This is a genomic window from Kibdelosporangium banguiense (genome assembly GCF_017876405.1).
Classification (GTDB): domain Bacteria; phylum Actinomycetota; class Actinomycetes; order Mycobacteriales; family Pseudonocardiaceae; genus Kibdelosporangium; species Kibdelosporangium banguiense.
In genome coordinates, this window is sequence record NZ_JAGINW010000001.1 from 12,682,098 (window position 1) to 12,708,574 (window position 26,477).

General features: G+C 68.1%; 28 protein-coding genes. 14 read left to right on the top strand and 14 right to left on the bottom strand.

Annotation, left to right across the window (positions count from 1 at the left end; all coding sequences use genetic code 11):
• Nucleotides 1-28: 28 nt before the first annotated feature.
• From JOF56_RS56830 to cobU, 3 genes are read right to left on the bottom strand one after another with little or no spacing between them, the layout of a single operon-like run.
• On the bottom strand, nt 29-739 hold the full coding sequence (locus JOF56_RS56830) for an adenosylcobinamide-GDP ribazoletransferase (protein ID WP_209647788.1): 711 nt from the start codon (nt 737-739) through the stop codon (nt 29-31).
• Nucleotides 739-1,779 (bottom strand): nicotinate-nucleotide--dimethylbenzimidazole phosphoribosyltransferase, encoded by a 1,041-nt coding sequence (gene cobT / locus JOF56_RS56835; RefSeq protein WP_307855752.1) that lies wholly within the window; start codon nt 1,777-1,779, stop codon nt 739-741. The genes JOF56_RS56830 and cobT overlap by 1 nt, the downstream gene beginning before the upstream one ends.
• Nucleotides 1,780-1,797: 18 nt before the next feature.
• Nucleotides 1,798-2,325 carry a bifunctional adenosylcobinamide kinase/adenosylcobinamide-phosphate guanylyltransferase gene (cobU, locus tag JOF56_RS56840; RefSeq protein WP_209647789.1) on the bottom strand — a complete coding sequence of 176 codons (528 nt, stop codon included), beginning with the start codon at nt 2,323-2,325 and terminating at the stop codon, nt 1,798-1,800.
• Between the two features lie 62 nt (nt 2,326-2,387).
• On the opposite strand from cobU, the gene JOF56_RS56845 reads away from it, so the two are divergent.
• Nucleotides 2,388-2,585: a hypothetical protein gene (locus JOF56_RS56845; protein ID WP_209647790.1), complete on the top strand. Its 198-nt coding sequence runs from the start codon at nt 2,388-2,390 to the stop codon at nt 2,583-2,585.
• A gap of 53 nt (nt 2,586-2,638) precedes the next feature.
• Here the strand turns inward: JOF56_RS56845 and JOF56_RS56850 are convergent, their stop codons facing one another.
• Nucleotides 2,639-3,730 carry a branched-chain amino acid aminotransferase gene (locus tag JOF56_RS56850; protein WP_209647791.1) on the bottom strand — a complete coding sequence of 364 codons (1,092 nt, stop codon included), beginning with the start codon at nt 3,728-3,730 and terminating at the stop codon, nt 2,639-2,641.
• 144 nt (nt 3,731-3,874) lie between these two features.
• On the opposite strand from JOF56_RS56850, the gene JOF56_RS56855 reads away from it, so the two are divergent.
• Complete coding sequence (locus JOF56_RS56855) at nt 3,875-4,165, top strand: hypothetical protein (RefSeq protein ID WP_209647792.1); 291 nt, start codon at nt 3,875-3,877, stop codon at nt 4,163-4,165.
• A 119-nt stretch (nt 4,166-4,284) separates the two neighbouring features.
• On the opposite strand, the gene gcvT is transcribed toward JOF56_RS56855, so the two are convergent.
• The 4 genes from gcvT to JOF56_RS56870 are packed head-to-tail and all read right to left on the bottom strand — an operon-like array spanning nt 4,285 to nt 7,564.
• A complete protein-coding gene (gcvT, locus tag JOF56_RS56860) occupies nt 4,285-5,370 on the bottom strand; it encodes a glycine cleavage system aminomethyltransferase GcvT (protein WP_307855753.1) in 1,086 nt (361 codons plus the stop codon).
• Nucleotides 5,371-5,381: 11 nt separating this feature from the next.
• The gene (locus JOF56_RS59350) at nt 5,382-5,834 is read right to left on the bottom strand and encodes a DUF2269 family protein (RefSeq protein ID WP_245378828.1); all 453 of its coding nucleotides are present in this window, start codon (nt 5,832-5,834) and stop codon (nt 5,382-5,384) included.
• Nucleotides 5,835-5,839: 5 nt separating this feature from the next.
• Nucleotides 5,840-6,298, bottom strand: coding sequence for a DUF2269 family protein (locus tag JOF56_RS56865; RefSeq protein ID WP_209647794.1), 459 nt, complete (start codon nt 6,296-6,298; stop codon nt 5,840-5,842).
• Between the two features lie 24 nt (nt 6,299-6,322).
• On the bottom strand, nt 6,323-7,564 hold the full coding sequence (locus JOF56_RS56870) for an APC family permease (RefSeq protein ID WP_209647795.1): 1,242 nt from the start codon (nt 7,562-7,564) through the stop codon (nt 6,323-6,325).
• 142 nt (nt 7,565-7,706) lie between these two features.
• On the opposite strand from JOF56_RS56870, the gene JOF56_RS56875 reads away from it, so the two are divergent.
• The gene (locus JOF56_RS56875; RefSeq protein WP_209647796.1) at nt 7,707-9,182 is read left to right on the top strand and encodes a leucyl aminopeptidase; all 1,476 of its coding nucleotides are present in this window, start codon (nt 7,707-7,709) and stop codon (nt 9,180-9,182) included.
• Nucleotides 9,183-9,542: 360 nt separating this feature from the next.
• Here JOF56_RS56875 and JOF56_RS56880 read toward each other — a convergent pair whose 3' ends face one another.
• On the bottom strand, nt 9,543-9,878 hold the full coding sequence (locus JOF56_RS56880; RefSeq protein ID WP_209647797.1) for an oxidoreductase: 336 nt from the start codon (nt 9,876-9,878) through the stop codon (nt 9,543-9,545).
• 176 nt (nt 9,879-10,054) lie between these two features.
• Between JOF56_RS56880 and lpdA the strand changes: the two genes are divergently transcribed.
• The 7 genes from lpdA to JOF56_RS56915 all read left to right on the top strand — a co-directional run bounded on the left by lpdA (nt 10,055) and on the right by JOF56_RS56915 (nt 16,121).
• Nucleotides 10,055-11,425, top strand: coding sequence for a dihydrolipoyl dehydrogenase (gene lpdA / locus JOF56_RS56885; RefSeq protein WP_209647798.1), 1,371 nt, complete (start codon nt 10,055-10,057; stop codon nt 11,423-11,425).
• Between the two features lie 51 nt (nt 11,426-11,476).
• Nucleotides 11,477-13,174: a 2-oxoglutarate dehydrogenase, E2 component, dihydrolipoamide succinyltransferase gene (gene sucB, locus JOF56_RS56890; protein ID WP_209647799.1), complete on the top strand. Its 1,698-nt coding sequence runs from the start codon at nt 11,477-11,479 to the stop codon at nt 13,172-13,174.
• Between the two features lie 104 nt (nt 13,175-13,278).
• Nucleotides 13,279-14,169, top strand: a complete 891-nt coding sequence (locus JOF56_RS56895) for a TIGR01777 family oxidoreductase (protein ID WP_209647800.1) — start codon at nt 13,279-13,281, stop codon at nt 14,167-14,169.
• Nucleotides 14,166-14,774 (top strand): phosphatase PAP2 family protein, encoded by a 609-nt coding sequence (locus JOF56_RS56900; RefSeq protein WP_245378829.1) that lies wholly within the window; start codon nt 14,166-14,168, stop codon nt 14,772-14,774. Before JOF56_RS56895 ends, JOF56_RS56900 begins: the two co-directional genes overlap by 4 nt.
• Before the next feature lie 2 nt (nt 14,775-14,776).
• On the top strand, nt 14,777-15,508 hold the full coding sequence (gene lipB / locus JOF56_RS56905; RefSeq protein WP_372448355.1) for a lipoyl(octanoyl) transferase LipB: 732 nt from the start codon (nt 14,777-14,779) through the stop codon (nt 15,506-15,508).
• Nucleotides 15,509-15,550: 42 nt separating this feature from the next.
• Nucleotides 15,551-15,847 (top strand): hypothetical protein, encoded by a 297-nt coding sequence (locus JOF56_RS56910; RefSeq protein WP_209647802.1) that lies wholly within the window; start codon nt 15,551-15,553, stop codon nt 15,845-15,847.
• Nucleotides 15,816-16,121 carry a hypothetical protein gene (locus tag JOF56_RS56915; RefSeq protein WP_209647803.1) on the top strand — a complete coding sequence of 102 codons (306 nt, stop codon included), beginning with the start codon at nt 15,816-15,818 and terminating at the stop codon, nt 16,119-16,121. Before JOF56_RS56910 ends, JOF56_RS56915 begins: the two co-directional genes overlap by 32 nt.
• Before the next feature lie 54 nt (nt 16,122-16,175).
• Here JOF56_RS56915 and JOF56_RS56920 read toward each other — a convergent pair whose 3' ends face one another.
• Entirely contained in the window at nt 16,176-17,126 is a 951-nt protein-coding gene (locus JOF56_RS56920; protein ID WP_209647804.1) for an LLM class F420-dependent oxidoreductase, read from the bottom strand.
• Between the two features lie 14 nt (nt 17,127-17,140).
• Nucleotides 17,141-17,734 (bottom strand): TetR/AcrR family transcriptional regulator, encoded by a 594-nt coding sequence (locus tag JOF56_RS56925; RefSeq protein ID WP_209649118.1) that lies wholly within the window; start codon nt 17,732-17,734, stop codon nt 17,141-17,143.
• 127 nt (nt 17,735-17,861) lie between these two features.
• Here JOF56_RS56925 and JOF56_RS56930 point away from each other — a divergent pair, with 127 nt between their 5' ends.
• Complete coding sequence (locus JOF56_RS56930; RefSeq protein ID WP_209647805.1) at nt 17,862-18,359, top strand: hypothetical protein; 498 nt, start codon at nt 17,862-17,864, stop codon at nt 18,357-18,359.
• Between the two features lie 19 nt (nt 18,360-18,378).
• Complete coding sequence (locus JOF56_RS56935; RefSeq protein WP_209647806.1) at nt 18,379-19,287, top strand: oxidoreductase; 909 nt, start codon at nt 18,379-18,381, stop codon at nt 19,285-19,287.
• On the opposite strand, the gene JOF56_RS56940 is transcribed toward JOF56_RS56935, so the two are convergent.
• Nucleotides 19,271-21,820 (bottom strand): M14 family zinc carboxypeptidase, encoded by a 2,550-nt coding sequence (locus tag JOF56_RS56940; protein WP_307855754.1) that lies wholly within the window; start codon nt 21,818-21,820, stop codon nt 19,271-19,273. The two genes, JOF56_RS56935 and JOF56_RS56940, sit on opposite strands and share 17 nt — an antisense overlap.
• Before the next feature lie 72 nt (nt 21,821-21,892).
• On the bottom strand, nt 21,893-23,398 hold the full coding sequence (locus tag JOF56_RS56945) for an alpha/beta hydrolase (RefSeq protein WP_209647807.1): 1,506 nt from the start codon (nt 23,396-23,398) through the stop codon (nt 21,893-21,895).
• Between the two features lie 186 nt (nt 23,399-23,584).
• Between JOF56_RS56945 and lipA the strand changes: the two genes are divergently transcribed.
• Together lipA and JOF56_RS56955 are read left to right on the top strand one after the other, a co-directional pair.
• Nucleotides 23,585-24,586, top strand: a complete 1,002-nt coding sequence (lipA, locus tag JOF56_RS56950) for a lipoyl synthase (protein WP_209647808.1) — start codon at nt 23,585-23,587, stop codon at nt 24,584-24,586.
• A 98-nt stretch (nt 24,587-24,684) separates the two neighbouring features.
• Complete coding sequence (locus JOF56_RS56955; RefSeq protein WP_209647809.1) at nt 24,685-25,365, top strand: DedA family protein; 681 nt, start codon at nt 24,685-24,687, stop codon at nt 25,363-25,365.
• A gap of 9 nt (nt 25,366-25,374) precedes the next feature.
• Here JOF56_RS56955 and JOF56_RS56960 read toward each other — a convergent pair whose 3' ends face one another.
• A complete protein-coding gene (locus tag JOF56_RS56960) occupies nt 25,375-26,412 on the bottom strand; it encodes a saccharopine dehydrogenase family protein (RefSeq protein ID WP_209647810.1) in 1,038 nt (345 codons plus the stop codon).
• Nucleotides 26,413-26,477 lie beyond the last annotated feature (65 nt).

The following is a 26,477-nucleotide window of genomic DNA, read 5'->3' on the forward strand; positions in this document are numbered from 1 at the left end:
CGTGGGCTTCAAGCCTACGGAGGTTCTCCTAGCCGGCCATGGCACAGACCACGAGGACAACGGTGGTGGTGAGCTCACAGGCGGCGCCCAGCACGTCGCCCGTCACCCCGCCCAGCCTGCGCCGGATGTGCCACGTGAAGAGCATCAGCACCACGGCGGCAACGATCACCGAGACGGGGCCCGCCCAGAGTTTGCCGGGCACCACCGGGACTGCGGCGAAGACCAGGAAGAAGAACCAGCCGGCGGGCACGTACACAGGCTGCGTGCTGGCCACCAAAGCGCCGAGTCCGTCAGGGCGCGCCGCAGGAACGCCGCTACGGCAGCACCACGAGAAAGCCGCACGCCCCACGACAAACGCGAGAACGACCGCTCCCCAATGGACAGACCCGATCGAAACCGCTTGCAGCCCAAGCACAACGATCAACGCCACCACAGCGAAAGCCCCGACACCGCCATCCTTCATCACGGCCAGAGCTCGCTCGGGCGGGCCGTAACAGCCCAGGCCGTCGGCTGTGTCGGCGAGGCCGTCGAGGTGCATGCCGCGGGTTGCCAGCGCCATGAGGCCGACGCACAGGAAGCCGCCGAGCAGGCCGTGGGCTCCCTGTAACAGTCCTGCGGCCGCCAGGCCCAGGAGCAGGCCGACCAGTGGGGCGAGGGCTATCGCGTTGCTCGCGGTTCGCCGGTCGACCTGGCCTGAGCCGATCGGCAGCACTGTCAGCCAGGAGAGGGCGAGGCGCATTACTCCGGTCCGGAGATCCCGGCGTCCTGGAAGGTCGCCATCTCGGCCAGCACGCGGGTCGCCATCGCCAGCAGCGGCAACGCGGCCACCGCGCCGGAGCCCTCGCCCAGGCGCATCTTCATGTCCAGCATCGGCTCCAGCCCCAGCTGCTCCAGCGCCAGTTTGTGGGACGGCTCGGTCGACTGGTGCCCGGCGACCCACCACAGCCGGGCGCCCGGCGCGAGTTCCTCGGCCACCAGGGCAGCCGCCGTGGATACGACCCCGTCCAGGATGACCGGCGTCTTACGAACCGCTGCCTGTGCCAGAAACGCTGCCATGGCGGCGATGTCGGCACCGGCGGACGTCCGCAGCAATGCGAGTGGGTCGGCGCTGACCTGGCGGGCGCGACGCAGCGCGTCCCGGATCGCGGCTGTCTTGCGCATCCAGGTCCTGTCGTCGATTCCGGTGCCACGGCCGACGACGGCGACCGGCTCCGCGCCGGTCAGCGCGGCCACGAGCACCGCCGCCGGAGTGGTGTTGCCGATGCCCATGTCGCCGGCGATCAGGACGTCCGCGCCGCCGTCGACCTCCTGGTCGGCGATGGTTTTGCCGGCTTCGACCGCGGCCTTCAGCTCGTCCTCGGTCAGCGCGTCCTCGCGGTCGATCGAGCCGGAGCTCTGCCGGACCTTGAACTCGGTGACCTGCTCCGGCGCGGAGAGCTCGCCCGCCACCGACATGTCGACCACACGCACGGTCGCGCCCGCGGTCGCCGCGAGCACGTTCACCGCCGCGCCACCGGCCAGGAAGTTGGCCACCATCTGCGCGGTGACCTCGGAGGGGTACGCCGACACGCCGTTGGCCGCGACTCCGTGGTCCCCCGCGAAGATCACCACCCGGGGCCGGGTGAACGGCTTCGGCGGGCACACGCCCTGGCATGAGGCCACCCACACGCCGAGGTCCTCGAGCCGGCCGAGTGCTCCGGACGGCTTGGTCAGCTGGTCCTGCCGGGCCAGTGCGTCCCGCTTGGCCGACTCGTCAGGTGGGGAAACGTAGGGGAACACCCCAGAACCTCCGAAGATCTAACGCAACCGCATCGGAATACCGGCTACGAGCAGAAGGACCTCGTCGCAGCGTTGCGCCAACGCGGCGTTGAGGGCGCCGAGCTCGTCGCGGAAGAGCCTGCCAGAGCGCGTGTGGGGCACGACGCCCAGGCCGACTTCGGACGACACAAGCACGACACGGGCCTCCGTCGCGGCTACGGCCTCGACGAGCATCGCGCCTTCCCGGCGGACTAAATCGAGCCCTGCGCCTTCCCACGCACCCGCGGCGTCCATGACTCCGGTGAGCCACGTTGCCACGTCGTCGACGAGCGTCGCGCCCTTGGCCGCGCGCACCACGTCGGCCAGCTCACGCGACGCTTCGACCGTGCGCCACGTGTGCGGACGACGCGCTATGTGCGCATCGATCCGGGCCGTCCACTCTGGATCGGTCGGGTCGCGGCGGCCGGTGGCCACGTACATGACTTCCTCGTCGGCCGGCAGCAGTCCTTCGGCGTGTGCCGACTTGCCAGACCGGGCACCGCCCAGCACCAATGTCCTGCGCGTCACATGTCCCTCACGTCGCCGGGTGACATAGCCTCGGGGCAAAGTTACCGCTCCAAGGGGTCGATGTGGACTATCGATGGCGCTGTCAGGACGCGCAAGGACGCGACATCCCTGGTGACGAGACGTTGTTCACCGGACAGACCGAGGCCGAGGACTGGCTACGGGAGACCTGGGCGGACCTGCTGGCGGCCGGTGTCGACCAGGTCACCCTGCTGCACGGCGAGGCCGAGGTCTACGGCCCGATGAGCCTGCACTCTGCCTGAAAGCCCGGGCAAGCCCCCGCCACCATCATGACGAGGGCTTGCCCAGCCAGGGATCAGGCCAACCGGTGCAACCAGGAGTGCGTGTCGGGGGCGGCGCCGCGCTGCAGGTCGTTGAGGGCCTGACGCAGCTTCATGGTCACCTCGCCGGGCACGCCGCCCGCGATGGTGAACTCGCCCGCGCTGCTCTTGACCGAACCGACCGGGGTGATGACCGCCGCGGTGCCACAGCCGAAGACCTCGGTCAGCTCACCCGACTCGGCCTTCTTCTCCCACTCGTCGGTAGAGATCCGGCGTTCCTCCACTGTGTACCCGAGGTCGCGGGCCAGGGTCAGCAGGCTGTCGCGGGTGATGCCGGGCAGCAGCGCGCCGGACAGCTCCGGGGTCACCAGCCGGTTGCCGAACACGAAGAACAGGTTCATCGCGCCGACCTCCTCCACCCAGCGCCGCTCCACCGCGTCCAGCCAGACGACCTGGTCACAGCCCTCGGCCACGGCCTGCGCCTGGGCAACGAAGGACGCCGCGTAGTTGCCCGCGCACTTGGCAGCACCGGTACCACCGGGCGCCGCGCGCACGTAGTCAGTGCTCAGCCAGACCTTGACGGGCTTCACTCCGTTGGCGAAGTACGGCCCGGCCGGCGAGGCGATCAACGCGTACAGGTAGTGGTTGGCCGGCCGGTTCACGCCGAGCGTGGACTCGTCGGAGATCATGAACGGCCGCAGGTAAAGCGACGCTTCCTCACGGCCGGGCACCCACCTGCTGTCGACCCCGACCAGCTGGTGCAGCGACTCGATGAACAGCTCTGTCGGCAGCTGCGGCATCGCCATCCGGCGGGCCGAGTTCTGGAACCGTTCCGCGTTCGCCTCCGGCCGGAAGGCCACAATGGACCCATCCGGGTGCCGGTAGGCCTTGAGGCCTTCGAAGATCGCCTGACCGTAGTGCAGCACGGTCGCTGCCGGGTCGAGCGTGAGCGCGTGGTACGGCTCCAGAGCGGCGGAGTGCCAGCCCTGGTCGTGGCTCCAACGGATCGTCACCATGTGGTCGGTGAAGTGCTGTCCGAAGCCAGGATTCGCCAATACCTCCGCGAGCCGCTCCGGGGTCGCCGGGGACGGGCTGGAGGACTGGGTGAAAGACAGCGTGGACGTCATGGCTGCACGGTAGTCGTCGTTCGCGTCCGAGAAAATCGCCATCCCGAGGATCGGACGTCCTACTTTCGGGTACAGCCTGCCCGGAAGGGCTTTTCCGGGCCGATCAGCGCCGGGACCGGCGTGCCGGCGCCTAGGATGGGGCTCGTGGCGAATAGCAAGCAGAACGCGGTCACAGCCGGTCCGGGCTCGGACTTCCGGGTGGCGACGCTCGGCGCGCTGATCCCGTTCGGTGCGGGGCTGATGTTCCTGGTGGGGTTCCTGTGGCTGACCTGGTTCGGCGTGGTCCTCGCGGCGGCGGGCTCGCTGTGGTGGGCGGTGTGGTGGCGCAAGAAGCACAACAAGAAGTTCTTCCCGCGGGACGTCGAGGGCGGCCCGTTCGTACTCACCATCGTCATCACGGTGATTCTGTTCATCGCCGCGCTGGCAAGCATGTGAGGGATGCCCCGGCACGCCGGGGCATCACGTCCTCAGGACGACCCTGCTCGGTTGCCTTGCAACCTCGCCGGGTCGTCCGTCGTATCTTCCGGGGGACGACCCCCAGACCCCCGCAAGTCCTAGCGAACGTGGGTCTCCACGAACGGCGCCTTGACGACCTCGCAGCGCAACTTGCGGCCGCGTACGTCCAGCACCACCTCGGCGCCCGGCTCGACCCCGGCCGCCGTGTCGATCAGCGCCAGCGCGATCCCGGTCTTCAGGGTCGGGGAGAACGTGCCGGACGTGGTCAGCCCGATCTGCTTGCCGTCCGCGTCCAGCACGGCCATGTCCGGCCGCGGAACGCCACGCTCCAGCGCCTTCAGGCAGCGCAGCCGCCGGACCGGCCGGCCGCGCTCGGCCACCAGCGCGTCCCGGCCCCAGAACTCGTCCTTCGACCAGCCGACCGCCCACGCGGACCCGGCCTGCACCGGGCTGATCTCCAGCGACAGCTCGTGCCCGTGCAGCGGATAGCCCATTTCGGTGCGCAACGTGTCCCGCGCGCCCAGCCCGCACGGCGTGGCACCGGCCTCCAGCAGGGCCGACCACACCACGGGGGCGTCCGCCCAGCTCGGGATCAGCTCGTACCCGTGTTCGCCGGTGTATCCGGTGCGGCAGACGCGGACGTCGATGCCGCGCCAGGACGCGTCCCGGTAGGCCATGTAGTCCAGCTCGGTCGGCAGGCCCAGACCGTCCAAAAGCGACGCTGACCCCGGGCCCTGGACCGCCAGAACGGCGTGGTCCCGGTGTTCGTCGGTCACCGAGATCCCCGCAGGCGCGGCCTCGATCAGCCTGCGCGCCACCTCGGCGGTGTTGGCCGCGTTGGGCACCAGGAAGACGTCCTCGGGGCCGACGAGGTAGACGATGATGTCGTCGACCGTGCCGCCGGATTCGGTGCAGCACAACGTGTACTGCGCCTTGCCCGGCTCGATCCGGCCCAGGTCGTTGGTCAGGCAGCGGTTGACGAACTCGGCCGCGCCCGGGCCGGTCACCCGGACCTTGCCCAGGTGCGAGACGTCGAAAACGCCGGTCCCCGTACGGACCGCCGTGTGCTCGGCGACCACTCCGGTCTTGTACTGGATCGGCATCTCCCAGCCCCCGAAGGGGGCGAAAGTCGCGTCGAGGCTCGCGTGCAGATCGTGCAGGGGCCCACGTAGCAGGTCAGTCACGGTCGCGAACGTTACAGGCCCGGCTTGATGATCATGTCCAGCACGATGGCGATCATCACCACGGAATCGATTCGCATCACTTGGACGACCTTTCGGATCTTGGCCTGCGCGTCCGGCGCGTCGGCGCCGTAGCTTTCGGCGAGCTGGATGATCTGTTTGTACTCCGGCAGCAGATATGTCGCGGTCACCACCAGGAGAGTGGCGAAACCGAGCAGTGCGAGCGCGATCCACAAATCGGTGAACCCGAAGCCGTCCTCGACGACAAGAAGGACGCCGCAGAACAGCACCAGGAACGCGGCGGGACCTTGTAATCTGGTGGCCAGCCATCGCGAGTCGCCGATGAATTCCACCATTTTCACCGGACCGCCTTTACTGGCCCGGCGACCGAGTGCGATCAGCAGAATATGGCTGCCGATCCAGATTATCGCGAAAACAATGTGACCGAGCAGCAGCAGTTCACGCATCACGGTCACATTCCCGGTTTGGCGATCATGTCCAGCACGATCGCGATCATCAAGACCGCCTGCAGGATGGCCACCCGCCGCACGGCCTGGATCTTGGTCCGCACCTCGGCGGCATCCGCGCCCTTCTGCTCGGCCAGGGCGATGATCTGACGCGACTGCGGCGTCATGTACCCGGCCCCCATCACGAGCAGCACCACGAACCCGATCAGCCCGAGCAGGATCCACAGATCACCGAACCCGAAACCGTCGACCACGACGAGGGCACCGCCGAACAACAGCACCAGAACCCCGGAGACGGCCTGCAGCCCGCCGCCCAGCCAAATGGAGTCGGCCACGTACTGCACCATTCTGGCCGGCCCTTCCCGGCTGGCGCGGGCACCCAGCCACAGCATTCCGATATGGCTGCCGATCCAGATCACAGCGAACATGATGTGACCGAGCAGCAACAACTCGCGTGCGCCCATGACCCCTCCTGGGAAAAACCGCGACTACTTTCTGGCGTACCTGGAAATGATGGCTCCGGAAACGCACCCGGCCGTCATCACGAGCACCACGACGACCAGGTATTTCACCGACATGTTCATTCCGACGAGCACCGAGAGGCCCAGCCCGAAACAGGCCGCCCGGCGCGGCCACGTCCGATCCGCCGGCGTGAGCAGCCGGGCAGAGGCGTTCGTGAACGCGTAGTAGAAGAGCAACAGGCACGCCGCGACCCCGATGGCCTGCGGCGGGTTGAGCAACGCGGCAGCCGCGGCGATCGCCACCCCGCTGAGCACGGCCGCGGGCGCGGAGACACCGCGCGGCCCGACGATCGACAACGACGGCGGCACATCGGAGAACTCGGCCATCGCGCTGAGCGTGCGCCGGATCGAGGCGACCGCCAGCAGCAGCCCGAACATCGTGGCGATGCCCGCGACCCCGGAGATCAACGGCTGGAAGAACTGCCCGTCCGCCGCCGCGAGCGCGTCCCGCAACGGCGCGGGCGACACGGCCATCCTGGGCCCGCCGAGCTGGTGGAGCGTGGCGCCGGCGACCGCGAGCCCGGCCACCAGCGTGACGATCATGAGCACCGGCACCGCGATGTGCATCTGGCGGACCGAGTACGTGCGGTCGGTCGACGACGTGACATGTTCGAAGCCGAGGAACCCGAAGAACATCAGCCCGGCCGCCGGCAACAGTCCGCCCACGTTGTCCGAACCGGCCACATCCGCGGGCAGTGGCACCGGATCAGGCGGAGCGATCGAGAAACACACCGCGACGTACAACGTGAGCGTGAGAACCACGGTCACGACGACGCCGATGACCAGTCCACGTGGTGGCCGGAAGCCGACTGCGTCGAGTGCCGTCGCCGCCAGGCTCACGCCGATCGCCGCGTACACCGGATGCTCGGGCAGGACGTACACACCGAACGTGCCCGCGACGGCGGCGCCCGCACAGATCCGGCCGACGAGCGCGGCACTGCCGGCCATCCGGCCCGGAAGAACCCCGAGCTGATGGCGCGTGTAGAGATATCCCCCACCCACCCCGGCATACCGCCGGGACTGGTCCCCGGTGGAGAACCCGCTGCACAACGCGATGGAGAAGCCGATCACGATCCCGGCCAGCAGCCAGCGCCCGGCCGCCCCGGCCGCGGGCGCGAGCCCGGTGAGCAGGCCGGCCCCCAGCATCGCCGACAGTCCCGGTACGACTCCGGCGGCGACCTGCAGCCGGTGGGGGACGGCTTGTTTCACCCGGACACACTGTCAGACCGATCGCCCGGAACCAACAGCTCGTCAGTTGGTTCACCCCGTTGCGTCCTGCCCCTGACGGGTCCGGGACATCCGCAATGTCGTTAGCATGCGTCACTATCAACCGCCCGACGAGGAGTAGCCAGTGACCGCCCCCAAACTCGCTCTGTCCGACATCGCTGTCACCGAGGCCACGGCAGACGTCGTGGTGATCGGGACAGTGCAGCGGACGGGCGGAACCTTCTCCCTCGCACCGGGCAGTGAGACCGTGGACGCCGCGTTCGACGGACAGCTCGTGGAGATCCTGAGCACGCTCGGTGCCACCGGCAAGGCCGACGAGGTCGTCAAAGTACCGACGCTCGGCAAACTGAAGGCAGGCCTCGTGGTCGCCGTCGGCCTGGGCAAGGACCCCGGCCCCGAGCAGGTCCGGCGTGCCAGCGGCGCCGCCGCCCGGACGTTGACCGGCGTCAAGCGTGCGTACAACCACCTGTCCGCAGTGGACCTGCACGCCGCCATCGAGGGCACAGCCCTGGGCGCGTACGCGTTCACCCAGTACAAGTCGGAAAACGGCGACAGCCCGGTGGCCCGTGTGGACTTCGCCGCCGAGAGCTCCAAAGAGAACAAGGCGACCCTGAAGGCGGCGACCGCGATCGCGGAGGCCGTGGCCACCGCCCGTGACCTGATCAACACCCCGCCCAACGACCTCTACCCGGCCTCGTTCGCCGACCGCGCGGCCGCACTGGGCAAGGCCGCCGGACTCGAGGTGGAGATCCTCGACGAGAAAGCGCTGCGCAAGGGCGGCTTCGGCGGCATCCTCGGCGTCGGCGGCGGCTCGTCCCGGCTGCCCCGGCTCGTGCGCATGACCTACAAAGGACCGAAGGCGACCAAGAAGATCGCCCTGGTCGGCAAGGGCATCACCTTCGACACCGGCGGCATCTCCCTGAAGCCCGCGGCCAACATGGACGAGATGACCTCCGACATGTCCGGCGCGGCGGCAGTGGTCGCGGCGGTCGTCCTGGCCGCGAAACTGAAGTTCCCCCTCGAAGTCATCGCCACCGTGCCGCTGGCCGAGAACATGCCCTCCGGCTCCAGCTACCGCCCAGGCGACGTCCTGCCGATGTACGGCGGCAAAACCGTCGAGGTCCTCAACACCGACGCCGAAGGCCGTCTCGTTCTGGCCGACGCCATGGTCCGCGCCGCCGAAGACGCCCCCGACTACCTCATCGACACAGCAACCCTGACCGGCGCCCAACTGGTCGCCCTGGGCCGCCGCACCGCAGGCGTCATGGGCACCGACGAATTCCGCGACCGCGTCACCCGCATCGGCCAAGCCGTCGGCGAGAACGCCTGGGCCATGCCCCTGCCGGACGAACTCCGCTCCGACCTGGACTCCCGCCTGGCCGACCTCTCCAACGTCACCGGCCACCGCTGGGGCGGCATGCTCGCGGCAGCCCAGTTCCTCAAGGAATTCGTCCCCGACAACCTCCCCTGGGCCCACATCGACATCGCCGGCCCCTCCTTCAACAACGCAGGCCCCTGGGGCTACACCCCGCACGGCGGCACCGGCGTCCCCGTCCGCACCATCGCCGCCGTCCTCGCCGACATCGCCGAGAACGGCTGACCCCCGCCCTCCCCGGCGGCGGCGATCGCCCCAACCCTCAACCTCAAACCCCAGCCCGACCAGGCTTTTTCGCCCCGTCCTTGGGTAGACAGTCCCCCGCCCATCCCGGGGGGGGCGTCCCTGGTCCAGTCTATCGGGGATGGGGGTTGAGCTGGGGTTTTTGCGGGGTGAACCGGTGTGAGTGGGCCGTTCGCACCGGGATCACCTGGGTGGCGTAAGGCTTGGGTGTTGCTCGCGGCTAGGCGCTCAGGTGAGTGCTGGTTTCTGCCGGGTTTCCCTGTTGGGTGTCGCGACTGAGTGAGCTTTGGGCACGCCAGACCTTCAAGCTCGGCAACCGGCGTTCCTTCGCGGCCCGGCCTGCTAGCTGTTGCGGCGTTTTTCTTCCTCGGCTTTTCGGCGGGTGTATTCGCGCATGCGCTGGGGGTAGCCGACGATGCCTGCGTCGTAGACTGGGATCTTGAGTTTGCGGCCCAGGTTCTTGGCCGCTTCTTCGTTGTCGATTCGCCTGCGGGTCCATTCGCCGTCGAAGGCGACGAGGACCACAGTCGTGTGTGTCACATTGGTGCGTGGCTCCACGTAGGCCTCGACGCCGCGCCTGTCTCGTGCCCATGCCGCGAGATGGTCGGTGTCTTTCGAGCTCGCGGTCCTTGTCACGCCTGCTTTCGGCTTGCGGCGCAGTTTGTCGAAAATCCCCACCTGGACAACCTCCCTAGCTGCCGTATACCGGACATTCTCCTTCACACGGCTGAGAGCCGGCCGACACACCTGGCCAGTTCGCAAGCCTGCCCGATGAAGTGACAAGATGGCGTGTGGTCGGACCGGTGGGGCGTACTGGGCTGGTCCGAAAGAGACGAAGCTGTCGAGGAGACCTTGTGAGTGACACCTCCGCAGACCTGGTGATCCTGGGTGGCGGGTCGGGCGGTTATGCCTGCGCGTTTCGCGCTGCCGAGCTCGGCCTTTCGGTGATCGTGGTGGAGAAGGACAAGCTCGGCGGAACGTGCCTGCACCGTGGTTGCATCCCGACCAAGGCTCTGCTGCACGCCGCCGAGATCGCCGACAACGTGCGTGAAGGTGACCAGTTCGGGGTCAAGAGCTCGCTCGAAGGCATCGATATCAACGGCGTGAACTCGTACAAGGACGGAGTGATCTCCCAGCTGTACAAGGGCCTGCAGGGCCTGGCCAAGCTGAACAAGGTTCAGATGGTCGAGGGCACCGGCACGTTCGTCGCGCCCAACGCGGTCGACGTCAACGGCACGCGCTACACCGGCAAGAACGTTGTTCTCGCCAGCGGGTCGTACGCCAAGAGCCTGCCCGGCCTGGACATCGGCGGCCGGATCATCACCTCCGACCAGGCTCTGAACCTCGACTACGTGCCCGAGCGGGTCGTCGTTCTCGGCGGCGGCGTGATCGGGGTCGAGTTCGCCAGCGTGTGGCGTTCGTTCGGCGCCGAGGTCACCATCGTCGAGGCGCTGCCGCGGCTGGTCCCGCTGGAGGACGAGTACGCGTCCAAGCAGCTGGAGCGCGCCTTCCGCAAGCGTGGCATCAAGTTCAAGACCGGTGTCCGGTTCACCGGCGCCACCCAGACCGGCGACGCCGTCACCGTCTCGCTTGAGTCCGGCGAGCAGTTCGAGGCCGATCTGCTGCTGGTGGCTGTGGGCCGTGGGCCGAACACCGCCGCGATGGGCTACGAAGAGGCCGGCGTGAACATGGACCGCGGTTTCGTGCTCACCGACGACAGGCTGCGCACCAACCTGCCCAACGTCTACGCCGTCGGCGACATCGTGCCGGGCCTGCAGCTCGCGCACCGCGGCTTCCAGCAGGGCATCTTCGTGGCCGAGCAGATCGCCGGGCAGAACCCGAAGGTCATCGACGAGGCCGGCATCCCGCGGGTCACGTACTGCAAGCCCGAGGTCGCCTCGGTGGGCCTGACCGAGGCCGCCGCCAAACAGCGCTACGGTTCGGTCGAGACCCTGGTCTACGACCTGGCCGGCAACGGCAAGAGCAAGATCCTCAAGACTTCCGGGGGCGTCAAGGTGATCAAGGCACCGGACGGCCCCGTGGTCGGCATGACCCTGGTCGGCGAGCGCGTCGGGGAGCTCATCGGCGAGGCGCAGCTGATCTACGGCTGGGAGGCGTACCCCGAGGACGTCGCCCCGCTGATTCACGCACACCCAACGCAGACCGAAGCCATCGGCGAGGCCTTCCTCGCCCTTGCCGGCAAGCCCCTGCACGTGCACGGCTGACGCACGGGCACAGGTCAGCCAAGCTCGACAGCACGAGGAGTAAGCGAAACCATGGCCTTCTCCGTCCAGATGCCGGCCCTCGGCGAGAGTGTCACCGAGGGAACGGTCACCCGGTGGCTGAAGCAGGTCGGCGACACCGTCGAAGTCGACGAGCCCTTGCTGGAAGTCTCCACCGACAAGGTCGACACCGAGATCCCCTCCCCGGCCGCCGGTGTGCTCGAGCGCATCGTCGCCCAGGAGGACGAGACCGTCGAGATCGGCGCGGAACTCGCGGTGATCGGTGACGGCTCCGGCGACAACGGTGCCGCGGCCCAGCCTGAGGCAGCCGCGCCCGCCCCGGCGCCCGAGCCCGAACCGGAGCCGGAACCCGAGGCGGCGCCTGCCCCGCAGGCGTCCTCCGGCGGCGGCAGCGCGTCCGGGACCCCGGTCACCATGCCGGAGCTCGGCGAAAGCGTCACCGAGGGCACCGTGACCCGGTGGCTCAAGCAGGTCGGCGACTCGGTCGCCGTCGACGAGCCGCTGCTGGAGGTGTCCACCGACAAGGTCGACACCGAGATCCCGTCCCCGGTCGCGGGCACCCTGCTGGAGATCACCGCGGCCGAAGACGCCACTGTGGACGTCGGCGGCCAGCTCGCGGTGATCGGCTCGGCCGACGCCGCGCCCGCCCAGCAGGCACCCGCCCCCGCACCGAAGCCCGAGCCGAAGCCGGAACCCAAACCCGAGCCGAAGCCAGAGCCGGTCGCCCAGGCCCCGGCGCCCAAGCCTGAGCCGAAGCCCGAACCGGCCCCTGCGCCACAGGCCACCAACAACAGCGGCGACGCCCCGTACGTCACGCCGTTGGTACGCAAGCTGGCCTCGGAGAACGGCATCGACCTGGCCAAGGTGACGGGCACCGGTGTCGGTGGCCGGATCCGCAAGCAGGACGTGCTCGCGGCGGTCGAGGCCGCCAAGAAGCCGGCCCCAGCCCCGGCTCCCGCGGCAGCACCGGCCGCAGCCGCTCCGGCGCCGTCGGCCGAGGCCGCCGCGCTGCGGGGCAAGACCGAGAAGCTGCCCCGGCTGCGTCAGATCGTGGCGCAGCGCACCCGGGAGTCGCTGCAGGTCTCCGCTCAGCTGACCCAGCTGTTCGAGGTCGACGTCACCAAGATCGCCCGGCTGCGGGCGAAGGCGAAGAACTCGTTCGAGCAGCGCGAAGGCGTCAAGCTGACGTTCCTGCCGTTCTTCGCCAAGGCCACGGTCGAGGCGCTCAAGCAGCACCCGAAGCTCAACGCGTCGATCAACGAGGAGGCCAAGGAGGTCACCTACCACGGCGCCGAGCACCTCGGGATCGCGATCGACACCGAGCGCGGCCTGCTCAACGCCGTGATCGCGGACGCGGGCGACCTGAACCTGACGGGTCTCGCGCACAAGATCGCCGACCTGGCGGCCCGGGCGCGGACCAACAAGATCAAGCCCGACGAGCTGGCCGGCGGCACGTTCTCGCTGACCAACCTGGGCAGTGTCGGCGCGCTGTCGGACACCCCGATCATCCTGCAGCCGCAGGTCGGAATCCTGGGCGTCGGCTCGATCGTGAAGCGGCCCGTGGTGATCACCGACGAGAACGGTGACGACACCATCGCCATCCGCTCGATGGTCTATCTGGCCCTGACGTACGACCACCGCCTGGTGGACGGCGCCGACGCCGGTCGTTTCCTCACGACCATCAAGCGCCGCCTGCAGGAAGGCAACTTCGAGGCCGAACTCGGCCTGTAGCGGTTTTTTTGCCCCCAAAGTGGCTTTCGGAGCATTCAGTGCTCCGAAAGCCACTTTGGGGGCACAACTGCGTCTGGTGACTGGGCGGTCACTAGGATCGGGGTATGCGCGTAGTCATCGCAGGGTCCTCAGGCATGATCGGTACCGAGCTCGTGTCGGCCCTGCGGCGCGCGGATCACGAGGTGGTCCGGCTGGTGCGCCGGGAGTCCTCCGCGCCCGACGAGCGCACCTGGGATCCCCCGGCAGGCAAGATCGCGGACGGCGCCCTGGACGGCGCGCACGCGGTGATCAACCTGTGTGGGGCGGCGATCACGCTCAACCGGCTGAGCAACGCCCGCAAGCAGGTGATCGCCGACAGCCGGATCGAGCCGACCGAGGTCCTGGCCACAGCCATCGCCGAGCACGACATCCCGTTGCTGATCAACGCTTCCGCCGTCGGCTACTACGGCGACACGGGTGGCCGCGTGGTCGACGAGACCACCCCGGCGGGCCAGGGTTTCCTGTCGAAAATGTGCCAGGAGTGGGAAGCCGCCACCAAACCCGCCGCCGACTCCGGTGCCCGGGTGGCGATGCTGCGGACCGGTCTGGTGCTGAGCAAGCAAGGCGGGCTGCTCGGCCCGCTGCGGCTGCTGTTCACGTTCATGCTGGGCGGACGGCTCGGTGACGGTCGCCAGTACATGCCGTGGATCCACCACACCGACCACATCAACGCGGTGCTGCACATCCTCGAAACCGAGTCTGTGAAAGGCCCGGTGAACGTGACCGCGCCGAACCCGGTCACCAACGCCGAGTTCACGCGTGCGTTCTCTGCGGCGCTCGGCCGGCCTGCGCCGTGGGTGGCACCGAAGTTCGCGCTGCGCCTCGCGCTGGGCGAACTGGCCGACGAAGGCGCCCTTGCCAGCCAGCACGTCATCCCGAAAGCCTTGCAGGACAGCGGTTTCAAGTTCACGTACAACACCGTGGACGAGGCACTTGGCTCGGTGGCGAAACGTTGATCCGGGTCAGCGCATGGGGTTTTGCGCTGCTCGGCCTGTTCCTGCTGCTCGGTTACCTCGTCCACGACTCGGCCTGGTTCATCGACACCGCGGTTTCCAACGCGCTGCACGGGTTCTGGCGGACCGGGCCGGGTGACGTCGTATCGGTCCTGACCGACATCCTCGGACCGGTACTGCCGATAGTGATGTTCTTCGTGCTGGTGATCGCCACGATCCGGGCCTGGGACGACGCGTGGCTGGTCAACGTGTTCCTGCGCAGCATTGTGCTGCTCGCCGCGTGCCGGGCGGTGTCGTTGTTCAAGACGGTGTTCGAACGGGACCGGCCACGGGCCTATTCGGACTTCAGCTATCCGAGCGGGCACGTGGTCTCGGTGGCAAGCGTGGCATTCACCAGCGTTGTGCTGTGTGCGTGGCTGGCGGGGCGATTGTTGCGACGGGTGACCGTGATCGCAGTCGTTCTTGTGGTGCTGTCAGCCACATTCCGGGTGTTGCTGGACGTGCATTGGGTCACGGATGTGCTCGGTGGCACGCTCGGTGTGACCGGGGTCGGGTTGGTCGTCGCGGCCGCGCTGCGACTGTTGCCGGTGAGAGAGCGTAGGGTTTGAGAGTGATCGAGACATCCTGCCGTGCCGCCACGCAACCCGTGGACACGCGTGAGATCGGCACCATCGACTACCTGGCCGCCTGGGAACTACAGCGCGAGCTGGCCGAAGCCCGGTCCGCGGGCACCGGCGGCGACACGCTCCTGCTGCTCGAGCACCCCTCGGTCTACACCGCAGGCAAACGCACCCAGCCCGACGAGCGCCCGGACGACGGCACACCGGTCATCGACGTGGATCGCGGCGGGAAGATCACCTGGCACGGCCCGGGCCAACTGGTCGGCTATCCGATCGTTCAGCTGGCCGACCCTATCGATGTCGTGCACTACGTCCGCAGGCTCGAAGAGGCCCTGATAGCCGTCTGTGCCCGGCTCGGCCTGCAGACCGGCCGCGTCGAAGGCCGCAGCGGCGTCTGGCTGCCCGCCGACGACCGCGGCCCCGAGCGCAAGATCGCCGCGATCGGCATCCGCGTCCAGCGTGGCGTGACCATGCACGGCTTCGAGATCAACTGCAACGCGGACCTGTCGGCGTTCGACCGGATCGTCCCCTGTGGCATCCGTGACGCCGGTGTCACCTCGCTGACCTGGGAACTCGGCCGTGACGTGACTGTCGCCGAGGTCCTGCCGCACGCCAAGGAGCTCGTGCTCGAGGCGTTGGAAGGCACGCTGCCGGTGGCCGACCACTGGCTGCCGCGCACCCGGCAGCCGAGCACTCCGGGTGTCACCTTCGCCCTGCAGTAACTGTCCATTTCTGCCATCAACAACGCAGGCGATATCGTCGGCGTGGCCGACGGCGGTCCGACCGGGCAGCAGGCTGTGCTCTGGCCCGCGTCCGCTCCGGGCACGGTCAAGGTGCTCGACGTCGGCGCGGAGTACTCCTCCGCCTCGCCTGAGGACATCGACGACCAGGGCAGGGTTCTGGTCTGGGCGTACACCACCGGCCGGACCGACGGCAAGGTGTGGTCGCCGGACGGAACGTCGGTCAAACTGCCCACGCCCCACACCCAACGGCAGCGCCCAGCCCACCGCGTTGCGCAACGGCCGCGTGGTGGGTCAGACCTTCGACAACGGCGCGGGTGACTTCGCGACCCTGGTGTGGGATCTGAGCGGGCACGCCCAGCCGGTCCGGATCGACGCCTCGGCACGGGAATGGTTCATCGATTCGCGGGGCACGGTCGTCGGCAATGTCGCCGGGGATATCAACTTCTACCGCAGCGGCGTACTGAAGGACTCCATCAAGGGCACGTCGGTCAACGCTCTCGGCGGCTTCACCGACACCGGTGTGGTGGCTGGGAACAAGTGGAACCCGGCAACCAGCGACTACCTCGCCGTCACCTACAAACGCAGCTGCTGACAGACAAAACTCTGCCGTGCGGGGCCTTTCCCCGCACGGCAGAGTCTTTTTCTGTCAAAGCTGTGGAGCGATCTCGGCTGCGATGAGCTCGAGGTGGTCGAGATCGTGCAGGTCCATGATCTGCAGGTAGATCCGGCTGATGCCGGTCCGCTCACGCCAGCGGCCGATCTGGTCGACGACTTCGGCGGGGGTGCCGGCGAAACCGTTCTGTTTCAAGTCGTCCACGTCGCGACGGATGTTCCCGGCGCGGCGGGCGACTTGAGCGTCGTCCCAGCCGACGCACGTGGTCTGCGCGGTGGACCGGATCATGCCCGCCGGGTCGCGGCCGATCGCCCGGCAGGCGGCGTCCACCCGCTCGAACTGGGTGGCCGTGGTTTCAGCGTCCACAAAGGGCAGATTGAACTCGTCGGCGAACCGGGCGGCCAATGCCGGGGTTCGCTTGGCGCCCACGCCACCGATGATCACCGGCGGCCGGGGCCGCTGCGCGGGTTTGGGCAACGCGGGTGAGTCGGTGAGCTGATAGTGCTTGCCCTCGTAGGAGAATCTCTCGCCGAGCGGGGTCGTCCAGAGTCCGGTCAGGACTTCCAGTTGCTCGGTGTAGATGTCGAATCTGTCGCCCAGCGCCGGGAAGGGGATGCCGTACGCGGTGTGCTCGTCGGCGAACCAACCGCTGCCGAGGCCGAATTCGACGCGGCCGCCGGACATCTGGTCGACCTGGGCCACGGTGACGGCGAGCGGGCCGGGCTGCCGGAACGTCGCCGCGGTCATCAGCGTGCCGAGCCGGACCCGGCTGGTCTGGACCGCCAGGCCGGCGAGGGTGGTCCACGCGTCGGTCGGGCCTGGCAGCCCGTCGGCGGAACCGCCCCCGACGTTGTGGCCCATCGCGAGGTAGTGGTCCGATCGGAAGAACCCGTCGTACCCGGCGTCCTCGGCCGCCCTGGCCACCTTGAGCAGGTCGTGGTAGGTCGCACCCTGCTGCGGTTCGGTGAAGATCCGTAGTTCCACCGCTCAACGCTAACTCAGCGGTCGCGCCTTATCCCTTCGATCATGTGGATCAGGGCCGTGAAAACCTCGGCGCCTGCCTTTTTGGGGTCACTGGCCTCGGCGATGATGGTGGCGCCCGCCGACAGCGAGGCGAACATCATCCGCGCGGTGACCTCGATCGGGATGTCGCCCAGCTCACCGGCCGCGATCAGCTGTTCCAGCACGCTGCGCACGATCCCGAAACTGAAGTGCTCCTCGGCCTCACGCCAGCGTTCGATGCCCATCACCACCGGCGCCTCGCGGATGACAAGCCGCTGGTAGGTGGGGTCCAGGCAGACGTTGATGTACTCCTGCACGCCTTTGAGCGCGCGTTCCCATGGCGAGGCCTCGCTGTCGATGGCCTTTTTCAGCTGGGTCATCGTGCGGGTCTCGACCTGGTTGAAGGCCGCCTCGAACAACGCCTGCTTGCCGCTGAAGTGGTGGTACAGCGCGCCTTTGGTGACCCTCGCGCGCTTGACGATCGCGTCCAGCGAGGTGCTGGCGTACCCGTTGCGGGTGAACAGGTCGGTGGCGCAATCGACCAGCGCCTGCTTGGTGGACTCGGAGTAGTCCGAGCGCCTGGACCGCATCATCGGCATTCTCACAACGATAGGACATACCGTCGGTACGTACTCATGGTATGTTGGCCGTGTCGGGACATACCGACGGTATGCCGCAGACCAGCGGTACGACCAGGTCACGGCCAGGGGAGCTGACATGAGCTGGAGCGATTACTACGAGCGCCGCGACGCACTCGACTCGGTACTCGTCCGGGCCGAGCGGAATCCCGCCGGCCCGCTGCCCCATTCACCGATGTTCGACGGGCCCGCCGATCTGCTGCTGGCCCTGCACTACAGATGGACGCTCAAACTCACCGGCAGCCTCGGGATGGCGCTGGCCGAGACCGAGCGGGACGCGTCTATCGACCTCGTGGACGCCGTCTCTGACGCCTGGCGCAAGACGATCGCCGACAACCGGACTCTGCACGCCGTACTCGACGCGCACGCCGAGCGGTACGAGGCCCTGATCCCCAAGCTGCAAGCCGAACAGCGCACGCTGGCGCTCGCCGCCGGGCTCGCCGAGCCGCACGAGCCGGCCGAGGAGATCACCCGGGTCGGCGTGGCTTTCCTGGCGTTGCTCCGAACGGCGGCAAAGAAGCCGGCTCGTCGCTGCAGCCAGGTGGAACTCATCCGGAGGCTCGTCGCGAGCGCTTAGCGCGGCATATTCTCGCCTGATGGCGAACTGGTCCGAGGCAGACATCCCTGACCAGAGCGGGCGGACGGTGCTGATCACCGGGGCCAACTCGGGGCTCGGTCTCCGCAGCGCGAAAGTGTTGGCGGGAATGGGAGCCCGCGTGCTGCTCGCGTGCCGCAATCCCGAGCGGGGACGTGCGGCCGCAGTGCAGGCAGGCAGCCGGGCCGAGTTCGTCGAGCTCGACCTGTCGGATCTGGCCTCGGTCCGGAAGGCCGCGGCCGAGGTGCGTGAGCGTACCGACGACAGGCTCGACATCCTGATGAACAACGCCGGTGTGATGGGCACGCCGTTCACCAGGACCACAGACGGGTTCGAGCTGCAGTTCGGCGTGAACCACCTGGGGCACGCGGCTTTGACGTGGCTGCTGATGCCCGCGCTGCACGGCGCCCGGGTGATCACCGTGTCCAGCCAGGCCGCCAGAAGCCCGGGTCTCAATCTGGACGACCCCAATTTCGAACGCCGCCGGTACTCGATGGCCGTGGCCTATGCCCAGTCCAAGCTGGCCAACCTGATCTGGATGGTCGAGCTGGACCGGCGGGCCAGGGCAGCGGGCCGCGCCCTGATCAGCGCGGGCGGCCACCCCGGTATGACCGACACGAGCCTGGTCGGCAACTCGATGAGATCGTGGCACAACAAGACCGTGGAATCGATCATGGTGTGGGGATCACACCTGGTCTGCCAGTCGGTCGAGGTCGGCGCCCTGCCCCAGCTGTACGCGGCCACCGCGCCCGACGTGCGGGGCGGCGACTACTTCGCTCCGAAGTGGGTGATGCAGATGTTCGGCCCGCCGGTCCGGGTGCTGCCCAGAGCCGCCGCCCGCAACGAGGAGCTGGGACGACGGCTCTGGGAGGTCACTGCCGAACTGACCGGCGTCACACCGGATTTCTAGTCGCACTCCAGTAGACCGCGTTGGCGACCTGGGCGTACAAGCCCTTGGGATGCGCACGGAACAACGGCTCCGTACCGAACATGACCACCCGGGCGCCACGCTCATCGGTGCCCGACACGACCACAGCCTGACCACTTGCCGCGGCGGGACCGCCCGTGCCGTCCTCGTTGGCACGCCAGTGCCCAGCAGCCAACGGGTTTCCGGTGGCGTAACGCTGTTCGACGGTCACGCCCGCGCCGAGACCCGTGAACCACTGCGGTGCGTACACAAAGGACTGCGGCAGAGCGTCCGCGCCGACCGGGCCGTTGGCGTTGACCACATTCACGATCCCGTTCGCATCTGCGCGACCGGCGACCGCGGTCACCTGCAGCAGACCCGCATCGGCGTTGAACTTCGAACCGGTGGCGCCACGCGTGATCACGCCACCACGTGCCGCGAAAGCGTCCACGGCGGCCTTCGCGGCCGGGTTGAGCTGGTCGTACCTGATCCCCGACGAGGCGATCAGCACATCCACCCGGGACAGGTCGAAGCCGTCGTTCAGCACCGCCGTGGACACCGGCCGGACTTCAAAGCCCATGTCCCGCAACGCGAACAGCTCATCGGCGGCCACCGCCGCCGCGATCGTGGGCCGCCGCAGGACGCTCCCGGGCGCACCGGCCGGAGCAAGGCTGAATCGCACGCCGTACCGATCGGCGACCTGGATCGCGGCGACCCTGGCCGAAGCCGGGACGATCACCGAACCGTTGACCCGCCTGCGCAATTCGATACCGCGGCCGAGCAGGTCGTTGACCGCGGCCGCGTCCTTGCCGTCCCGCACAGTGATCGCGAGGTCCTGGCCGGGTGCCGCGTCCACGCCACCGGTCGGTGACGCCGTCACTACAGGCTTGCTGGAAACCCGCAGGTCACCGCCCTGAATGATGTCCACGGAGGCACCCCACAGCAGGCGGTGGCTCCAGCCGGAGATGTCGTACATGACCTCGGCGCTCGCCGAGACGTCCCGGCCCTGCTCCAGCATCACGTTGGCCAGTGCCCGTTTCGGCTGGTGCATGTCCACGATGTACGACCCAGCCGGATAGGTCCGGCCGGCCAGTGAGAACGGCCGATCTGCCTGCCGCACACGGACATCGTGCGCCACAAGCTGGTCCACCAGCCTGGCCGCAGCCGCGCCGGATCGCTGCGTCGGACCTGCCGGAAGCACGTACGCACGCGGGAACTTCGTGGTGAACCGGTCCTCCGGCCCGAAACCGGGTACGAAACCGTCCGGGATGTAGCGCTGCGCCTCACCGGCGGCGCCGCGGCGGAAGATCTCGATCTGATTGGCGATCAGCGCACTCCGGTTCGCCTCCACATAGGACAAGCTGGCCTTCATGCTCGCCTCGGAGACGTCGGTGTTGATCGCCGAGCGGCGGCGCAACTCGGTCTCCGGCAAGGTGTTGTACGCGTCGTTGTTGACCCGCTGCGGGATCTCGATGGTGTACGAGATCGCGCCGTGGAACATCGAGTACTGCGCGGTGTAGATCGGCGCCCAGCCGTCCCATTCGCCGGGCGGGTAGTCCCGGAACGGGATCTGTGTGTTCTGGGCCTCGGGGTAGCCCAGCGCCTTGACGGCCTGCTCGATCTTGAGGCCGTTCTCCCAGCCGTGCTTGATGTACAGGTCGAAGTCGTAGTTCTGGCCGTGCGGCGGGCCGGTCGGCTCGATCAGCGTGCCGTCGACGTAGCCGTGCTCGTCGAGCATCAGCACGGGCTGGGTCGTCTTGACGATGTCGCGCATCGCGATGCCTTCCGGCTGCGACGAGGTGACGAAGTCCCGGTTGAGGTCGAAGCCGTTGGCGTTCACCCGGGTACCGGCGTTGCGGCCGTCCGGGTTGGCCGTGACGTTGAAGTAGATCCGGTTGTCGCGCAACAGATCCAGGGCCTTGCGGTCCTTGGTGGTGGCCAGGTAGTCGATCTGGCGCAGCGCGGCGTCGGTGCCTTCCCACTCGTTGCCGTGGATGTTGTTGTTGATCCAGACCGGCGTCTTGTACTCCCGCGCAAGCTGGCGGTCACGGGCCGCGGCGGCCGGATCGTTCTCGATCTTGTCGCGCCACCGCTCCTGTTGGCGGGTCTCCGACGCGCGCTCGGGCGCGGTCAGCGTGACCAGGTAGAGGTCACGGCCGAGGCCGGACTGGCCGACGACCTCGACCGAGATGCGGTTGCTCTTGGCCTGCAACGCGTTCAGCCTGGGTGCGATCGCGTGGTACGGGGTCAGCCCGAGCTTGATCGACTTGTCGGCCGGGTCCTCGGGATAGACCCGCAGCCGGGTCGTGCGCGGATACCCTTCCCGCGTACCGGACTTGTTCTCCCCCAACGCGGAACGCGCCGCGATGGACGGCGGGTCGACGGCGGCGACCTCGTTGCGCTCGGGGCCGTTGCCAGGCTCCTCCCCCTTGCTGCCGGGCGGTGGCGCGGCGACGGCAGCCGGGGCCAGGGTCATGACGGTGAGCAGCGATAACGCCGATGCGGTGAGCAATCTGCCAACCGGACGAATCTGCACGAAAGCACCTCCCAGTGGGTGCGAGTAGTCAGCCAACTGGGAGGTGCGGGTGTCAACCGCCGATCGTCGTGCCTAGAACGGCATCTGCCGGGAGTGCAGTTGTTTCACCAGTTCGTCACGGCGTTTCCGGTCGATCTGCGGGGCGTCCAGCGCGAGCCCGCTCTGCGGGCCGCAAGCCACGTCCTTGGCCGGGAGGGTGCCGTTGACCAGGAACGTCGTCGCGATGTCGGACACGCAAGCGTTGTCGGTGAACAGGTACGTGCCGTGCCCGCCCTGATCAGCGGTCACCAGCTTGGCCCGGTTGCCCATCGCGGCCCGCATCGCGACGGCCCCGACAAGCGGCGTCGCAGGGTCACGCAGGTTCTGGGTCAGCAGCACGTTGCTCGGGCCACGGTCGGTGATCCGGACCCGCGGCTCGATCGGCTCGGTCGGCCAGAACGCGCAGGGCCAGATGTTCGAGGGCAGGCCGTTGGTGATCGGGTACTTCTTCTTGTCGCTGAGCACCTGCCACTGGTGCAGGCCGATGCTGCCTGGCCAGTCCGCGTCGCCGCAGACGATGCCCCACAGCGTCGCCGGGAACGACTGGTCGAGCGGCGGAATCTCCACCGGGTCCGGGTTGCCCCGCACCAGGCTCTGCATGATTGCGGCCAGTTGCTCGAAGGCGGCGTCGAAATACATCGAGCCACGGGTCTGCGCCCGCAGATTGTTCCCGGTCCAGATACCGATCGCAGCGGTGTCCAGCTTCTTGGCCAGGTTCAGATAGGTGTCGCGGACGGCCTTGGGGGTCGCACCGAGTTCATAGGTCGCGTTGCGTTCCGCGGCCCATTTCGCGAAGTCCTCGAAACGCTCCTCGGTCGCCGGGCCCCATGCCTGCCAGACGGTCCGCCACACGTCCCGCGGATCGACCACGCTGTCCAGCAGGATCCGGTCGGAGCGCTGCGGGAACATCGTCGTGTAGACGGCACCCAAGTAGGAGCCGTACGAGACACCGAAGTACGAGATCTTCCGTTCACCCAGCGCGGCCCGGATCATGTCCATGTCGCGGGCGGTGTTCGCAGTGGTGACGTACGGCAGCCGTGCGCCTGAGTGCTCAAAGCACTGCTTGGCTATCTGTTTGGCGTAGGCCACCGACCCGGTGATGTCCCCGTTCGGTGCCGGATACGGCAGGACCTTCGTCGGATCCTGCTGTTCAGGCGTGAGCGCGCAGGTGTTGGGCGCGCTCTGCCCGGTCCCACGCGGGTCGAACCCGATCAGGTCATAGGCATCGGTCACGCTGCGTGGCGCCAGCTGAGCGATCGGCACGGGCAGATCGCGCCCGGCCCCGCCGGGACCACCCGGGTTGAGCAGCAACACCCCTCGGCGCCGGGCGGGGTCGCCGGACTTCTTCCGGGACACCGCGATATCGATCTTGGTGCCACCGGGCTTGCGGTAGTCGAGCGGGACGCTGACCTTGGCGCATTCCAGCGGCAGGTCGGCGCAGGGTTGCCACTGCAGGCCCGTGGGCGCGGCAGTGGCGGTCGACGGTGTGACGAGCGTTCCCGCGATCAAGGCGCTCAACGCCAAGACGAGTGGCCGCATTTCTCTCCTCCCCAGGAGTTTCGTCGAGTGACCACCGCAGGCTATGGATTCCCAGGAAACGGCCACATCCTCCCCAGGGACGTCCCTTTCCCCTAGGGGATGTGGTTGTGCCCCCAACGTGGCTTTCGGGGCACCCCACCTTCGCGTGACGCCGGACACGTCTGGACAGGGCGTAACCTGATGTCTGTGACTGTGGCGCCGGAAGGACGAAAGCTGCTGCGTGTGGAGGTCCGCAACAGCCAGACGCCGATCGAGAAGAAGCCGCCGTGGATCAAGACCAAGGCGCGGATGGGCCCGGAGTACACCGAGCTGAAAAGCCTGGTGCGGCGCGAGGGTCTGCACACGGTGTGTGAGGAGGCCGGCTGCCCCAACATCTACGAGTGTTGGGAGGACCGCGAGGCCACGTTCCTCATCGGTGGCGACCAGTGCACCCGCCGCTGTGACTTCTGCCAGATCGACACCGGCAAGCCCGCCGCGCTCGACCGCGAGGAGCCACGCAAGGTAGCCGAGTCCGTCCAGGCGATGGGTCTGCGCTACTCGACCGTCACCGGCGTCGCCCGCGACGACCTCGAAGACGGCGGTGCGTGGCTCTACGCGGAGACCGTGCGCCAGATCCACGCGATGAACCCCGGCACCGGTGTCGAACTTCTCATCCCGGATTTCAACGCCGACCCCGCGCAGCTCGACGAGGTCTTCGGATCGCGTCCGGAGGTGCTCGCGCACAACCTGGAGACCGTGCCGCGGATCTTCAAGCGCATCCGGCCGGGATTCCGCTACGAGCGCTCCCTCGAAGTGATCACCAAGGCCCGCGCGGCAGGCCTGGTCACCAAGTCCAACCTGATCCTGGGCATGGGCGAGACGCCGGAAGAAGTCACCGAGGCCCTGCGTGACCTGCACGAAGCCGGCACCGACATCGTCACGATCACCCAGTACCTGCGGCCGTCGCCCCGCCACCACCCGATCGACCGCTGGGTCAAGCCCGAGGAGTTCGTGCAGCACAAAGAGGCAGCCGAAGAGATCGGATTCGCCGGCGTGATGGCCGGGCCCCTGGTGCGTTCGTCGTACCGCGCGGGCCGCCTGTACGCCCAGGCAATGGCCCACCGCGGCGAAATCGTGCCCGAACACCTGGCCCATCTCGCTGAGCAGGGCCCGGCCAGCCAGGAGATCGGCTCGCTGCTGTCCAGGTAATGTGTTCCTCAAGACATTGGGGGCACGTCCGTGGAACCTGAGCGCTGGGACAGGCGTCTTTCCTGGGCGATAAGCCCGAGTTTGGGGAGGACATTCCAGTGGCCTTGGTGAGCGACGTTCTTGACTGGCTGGCGGCCCTGCCACAGCCCGCCCTTGTCGGTGCGACAGGCGGGTTGATCCTGCTGGAATGCACCATCGGGCTGGGCTTCATCGCGCCAGGTGAGGCCGGCCTGCTGGTCGCGTCCACCACGGTCTCCAGCGGCCCGGACGGCTTCTCCCTGACCAGGTTCCTGGTCCTGTGGGCCGTGGTCACGGTCGCCGCGGCGATCGGTGACTCGATCGGCTATGCGATCGGCCGCAGGTTCGGCCCCTCGCTGCGAGAGACCAAACTGATCCAGAAATACGGCGCGGAAGGCTGGGACAAGACCACCGGCATCCTGCGTAAACGCGGCGCCTGGGCGGTGTTCTTCGGCCGGTGGCTGCCAGTCGTGCGGACGTTGATGCCCGCCGCCGCAGGCACCGCGGGCCTGCCGTACCGCAAGTTCCTGCCCGCTGCCATGCTCGGCGCGGCCAGCTGGTCACTCGTGCACATCTCGATCGGCGCGGCAATGGGCAAAGCCGCCAAGGAAATCGAGAAGTACCTCAACACCGGCGGCCTGATCGTGGTGGCCGGGCTGGTCCTGGCCGGCTTCATCGTGTTCACCATCCGCAAGCGCAAGAAGGCGAAGGCCAAAGCCGCCGCAGCCGACGCCGCCCCGGAGACCATCCCGGCCGACTGACCCTGCGTTTCACGAAATAACAGTGACTGCTCCGACTGTCACCCCGTCCAGTTCTTTGAGGAATGCGGCCCCGAATGCGGTCGCGGGGGTCTGGGCGCCGGGTTTCACGCTGCCGATCTGGGTTGCGATTCGGACGACGGCGTCGGCGGTGATGGAGTAGGAGTTCGGGGTGGTCAGCGTGGCGGTGGCGGTGCGGCCGTCGGCGTCACGGACTTCGCCCCAGAATTCGGCGCGAGAGCCGGCGCGGCGCTTCTCTCCTGGGCCGCTGATGAGGCCGACGATGCTCTTGCCGATCCGTTGGGCCAGTGCGGTTTTCATCACGGGTGCGAACAACTGCTGGCCCCGGCCAAGGAAAACGGCCGGGATCGGCAGGTAGATGTGTGTCGTGATGTTGGGGATGCCGGTCGACCGGTACGCCGTCGACACGTCACCCCACGGCAAGGAAAGCACTGTTTTCGGCCCTGACGCAAAGAACGCCGTCGGCGTCGAGTGTCCGATCGGGACAGTCACGATCTTGCCGTCCACCCGGGCCTGGCCGCCGGTCCCCATGCCTTCGACAGTCGTGCGCAGGGTGCCGCCGCTGAGACCTCCGCCAGCCAGGAACGCCAGCTTCAGATGCGTCGCACCCGGCAACGCCCCTGCCAGCATCGCGGCCAGGCAATCACTTGGCACGACATCGAACCCGGCTCCCGGCAGCAGCACGACGCCCTTGTCGGCTGCCTCCTCCGACCTGGCGAAGATCGCCTCGTACACGTCGATCTCGCCGGTTACGTCCAGATAGTGCGTCCCTGTCGCCAGGCACGCGTCCACCATCGGTTTCGACGTCGCCGAGAACGGTCCCGCACAGTGTGCGACCGCGTCGACGCCGTCCAGGTGTTGTGAGGCCTTCGAAAGATCGAAGATCCGGTACTCCAGGCCGAGCTCCCCCGCCAGCTCCCGGACCTTCGGGTTCCGCCCGGCCAGCACCGGCCGCTCACCCCGCCGCACCGCCAGCCGCGCGACAAGCTCGCCGGTGTAACCGTTCGCCCCGTACACCATCCACGTCATACCCAGCACATTACCGCCGGGTAGCGAAGTTCTCGCGGTGACGAAGAGCCCAGTCACGGAACGTA

Bases quoted from the DNA above. Each gene is read 5' to 3' on its own strand.
- JOF56_RS56960 (WP_209647810.1), bottom strand. From the start codon at position 26,412: ATGACGTGGATGGTGTACGGGGCGAACGGTTACACCGGCGAGCTTGTC.
- JOF56_RS59350 (WP_245378828.1), bottom strand. From the start codon at position 5,834: ATGCGTGAACTGCTGCTGCTCGGTCACATTGTTTTCGCGATAATCTGG.
- JOF56_RS56935 (WP_209647806.1), top strand. From the start codon at position 18,379: ATGGCGAACTGGTCCGAGGCAGACATCCCTGACCAGAGCGGGCGGACG.
- JOF56_RS56925 (WP_209649118.1), bottom strand. From the start codon at position 17,734: ATGCGGTCCAGGCGCTCGGACTACTCCGAGTCCACCAAGCAGGCGCTG.
- JOF56_RS56830 (WP_209647788.1), bottom strand. From the start codon at position 739: ATGCGCCTCGCCCTCTCCTGGCTGACAGTGCTGCCGATCGGCTCAGGC.
- sucB (WP_209647799.1), top strand. From the start codon at position 11,477: ATGGCCTTCTCCGTCCAGATGCCGGCCCTCGGCGAGAGTGTCACCGAG.
- JOF56_RS56895 (WP_209647800.1), top strand. From the start codon at position 13,279: ATGCGCGTAGTCATCGCAGGGTCCTCAGGCATGATCGGTACCGAGCTC.
- JOF56_RS56850 (WP_209647791.1), bottom strand. From the start codon at position 3,730: ATGACGTCCACGCTGTCTTTCACCCAGTCCTCCAGCCCGTCCCCGGCG.
- JOF56_RS56865 (WP_209647794.1), bottom strand. From the start codon at position 6,298: ATGGGCGCACGCGAGTTGTTGCTGCTCGGTCACATCATGTTCGCTGTG.
- JOF56_RS56930 (WP_209647805.1), top strand. From the start codon at position 17,862: ATGAGCTGGAGCGATTACTACGAGCGCCGCGACGCACTCGACTCGGTA.
- JOF56_RS56945 (WP_209647807.1), bottom strand. From the start codon at position 23,398: ATGCGGCCACTCGTCTTGGCGTTGAGCGCCTTGATCGCGGGAACGCTC.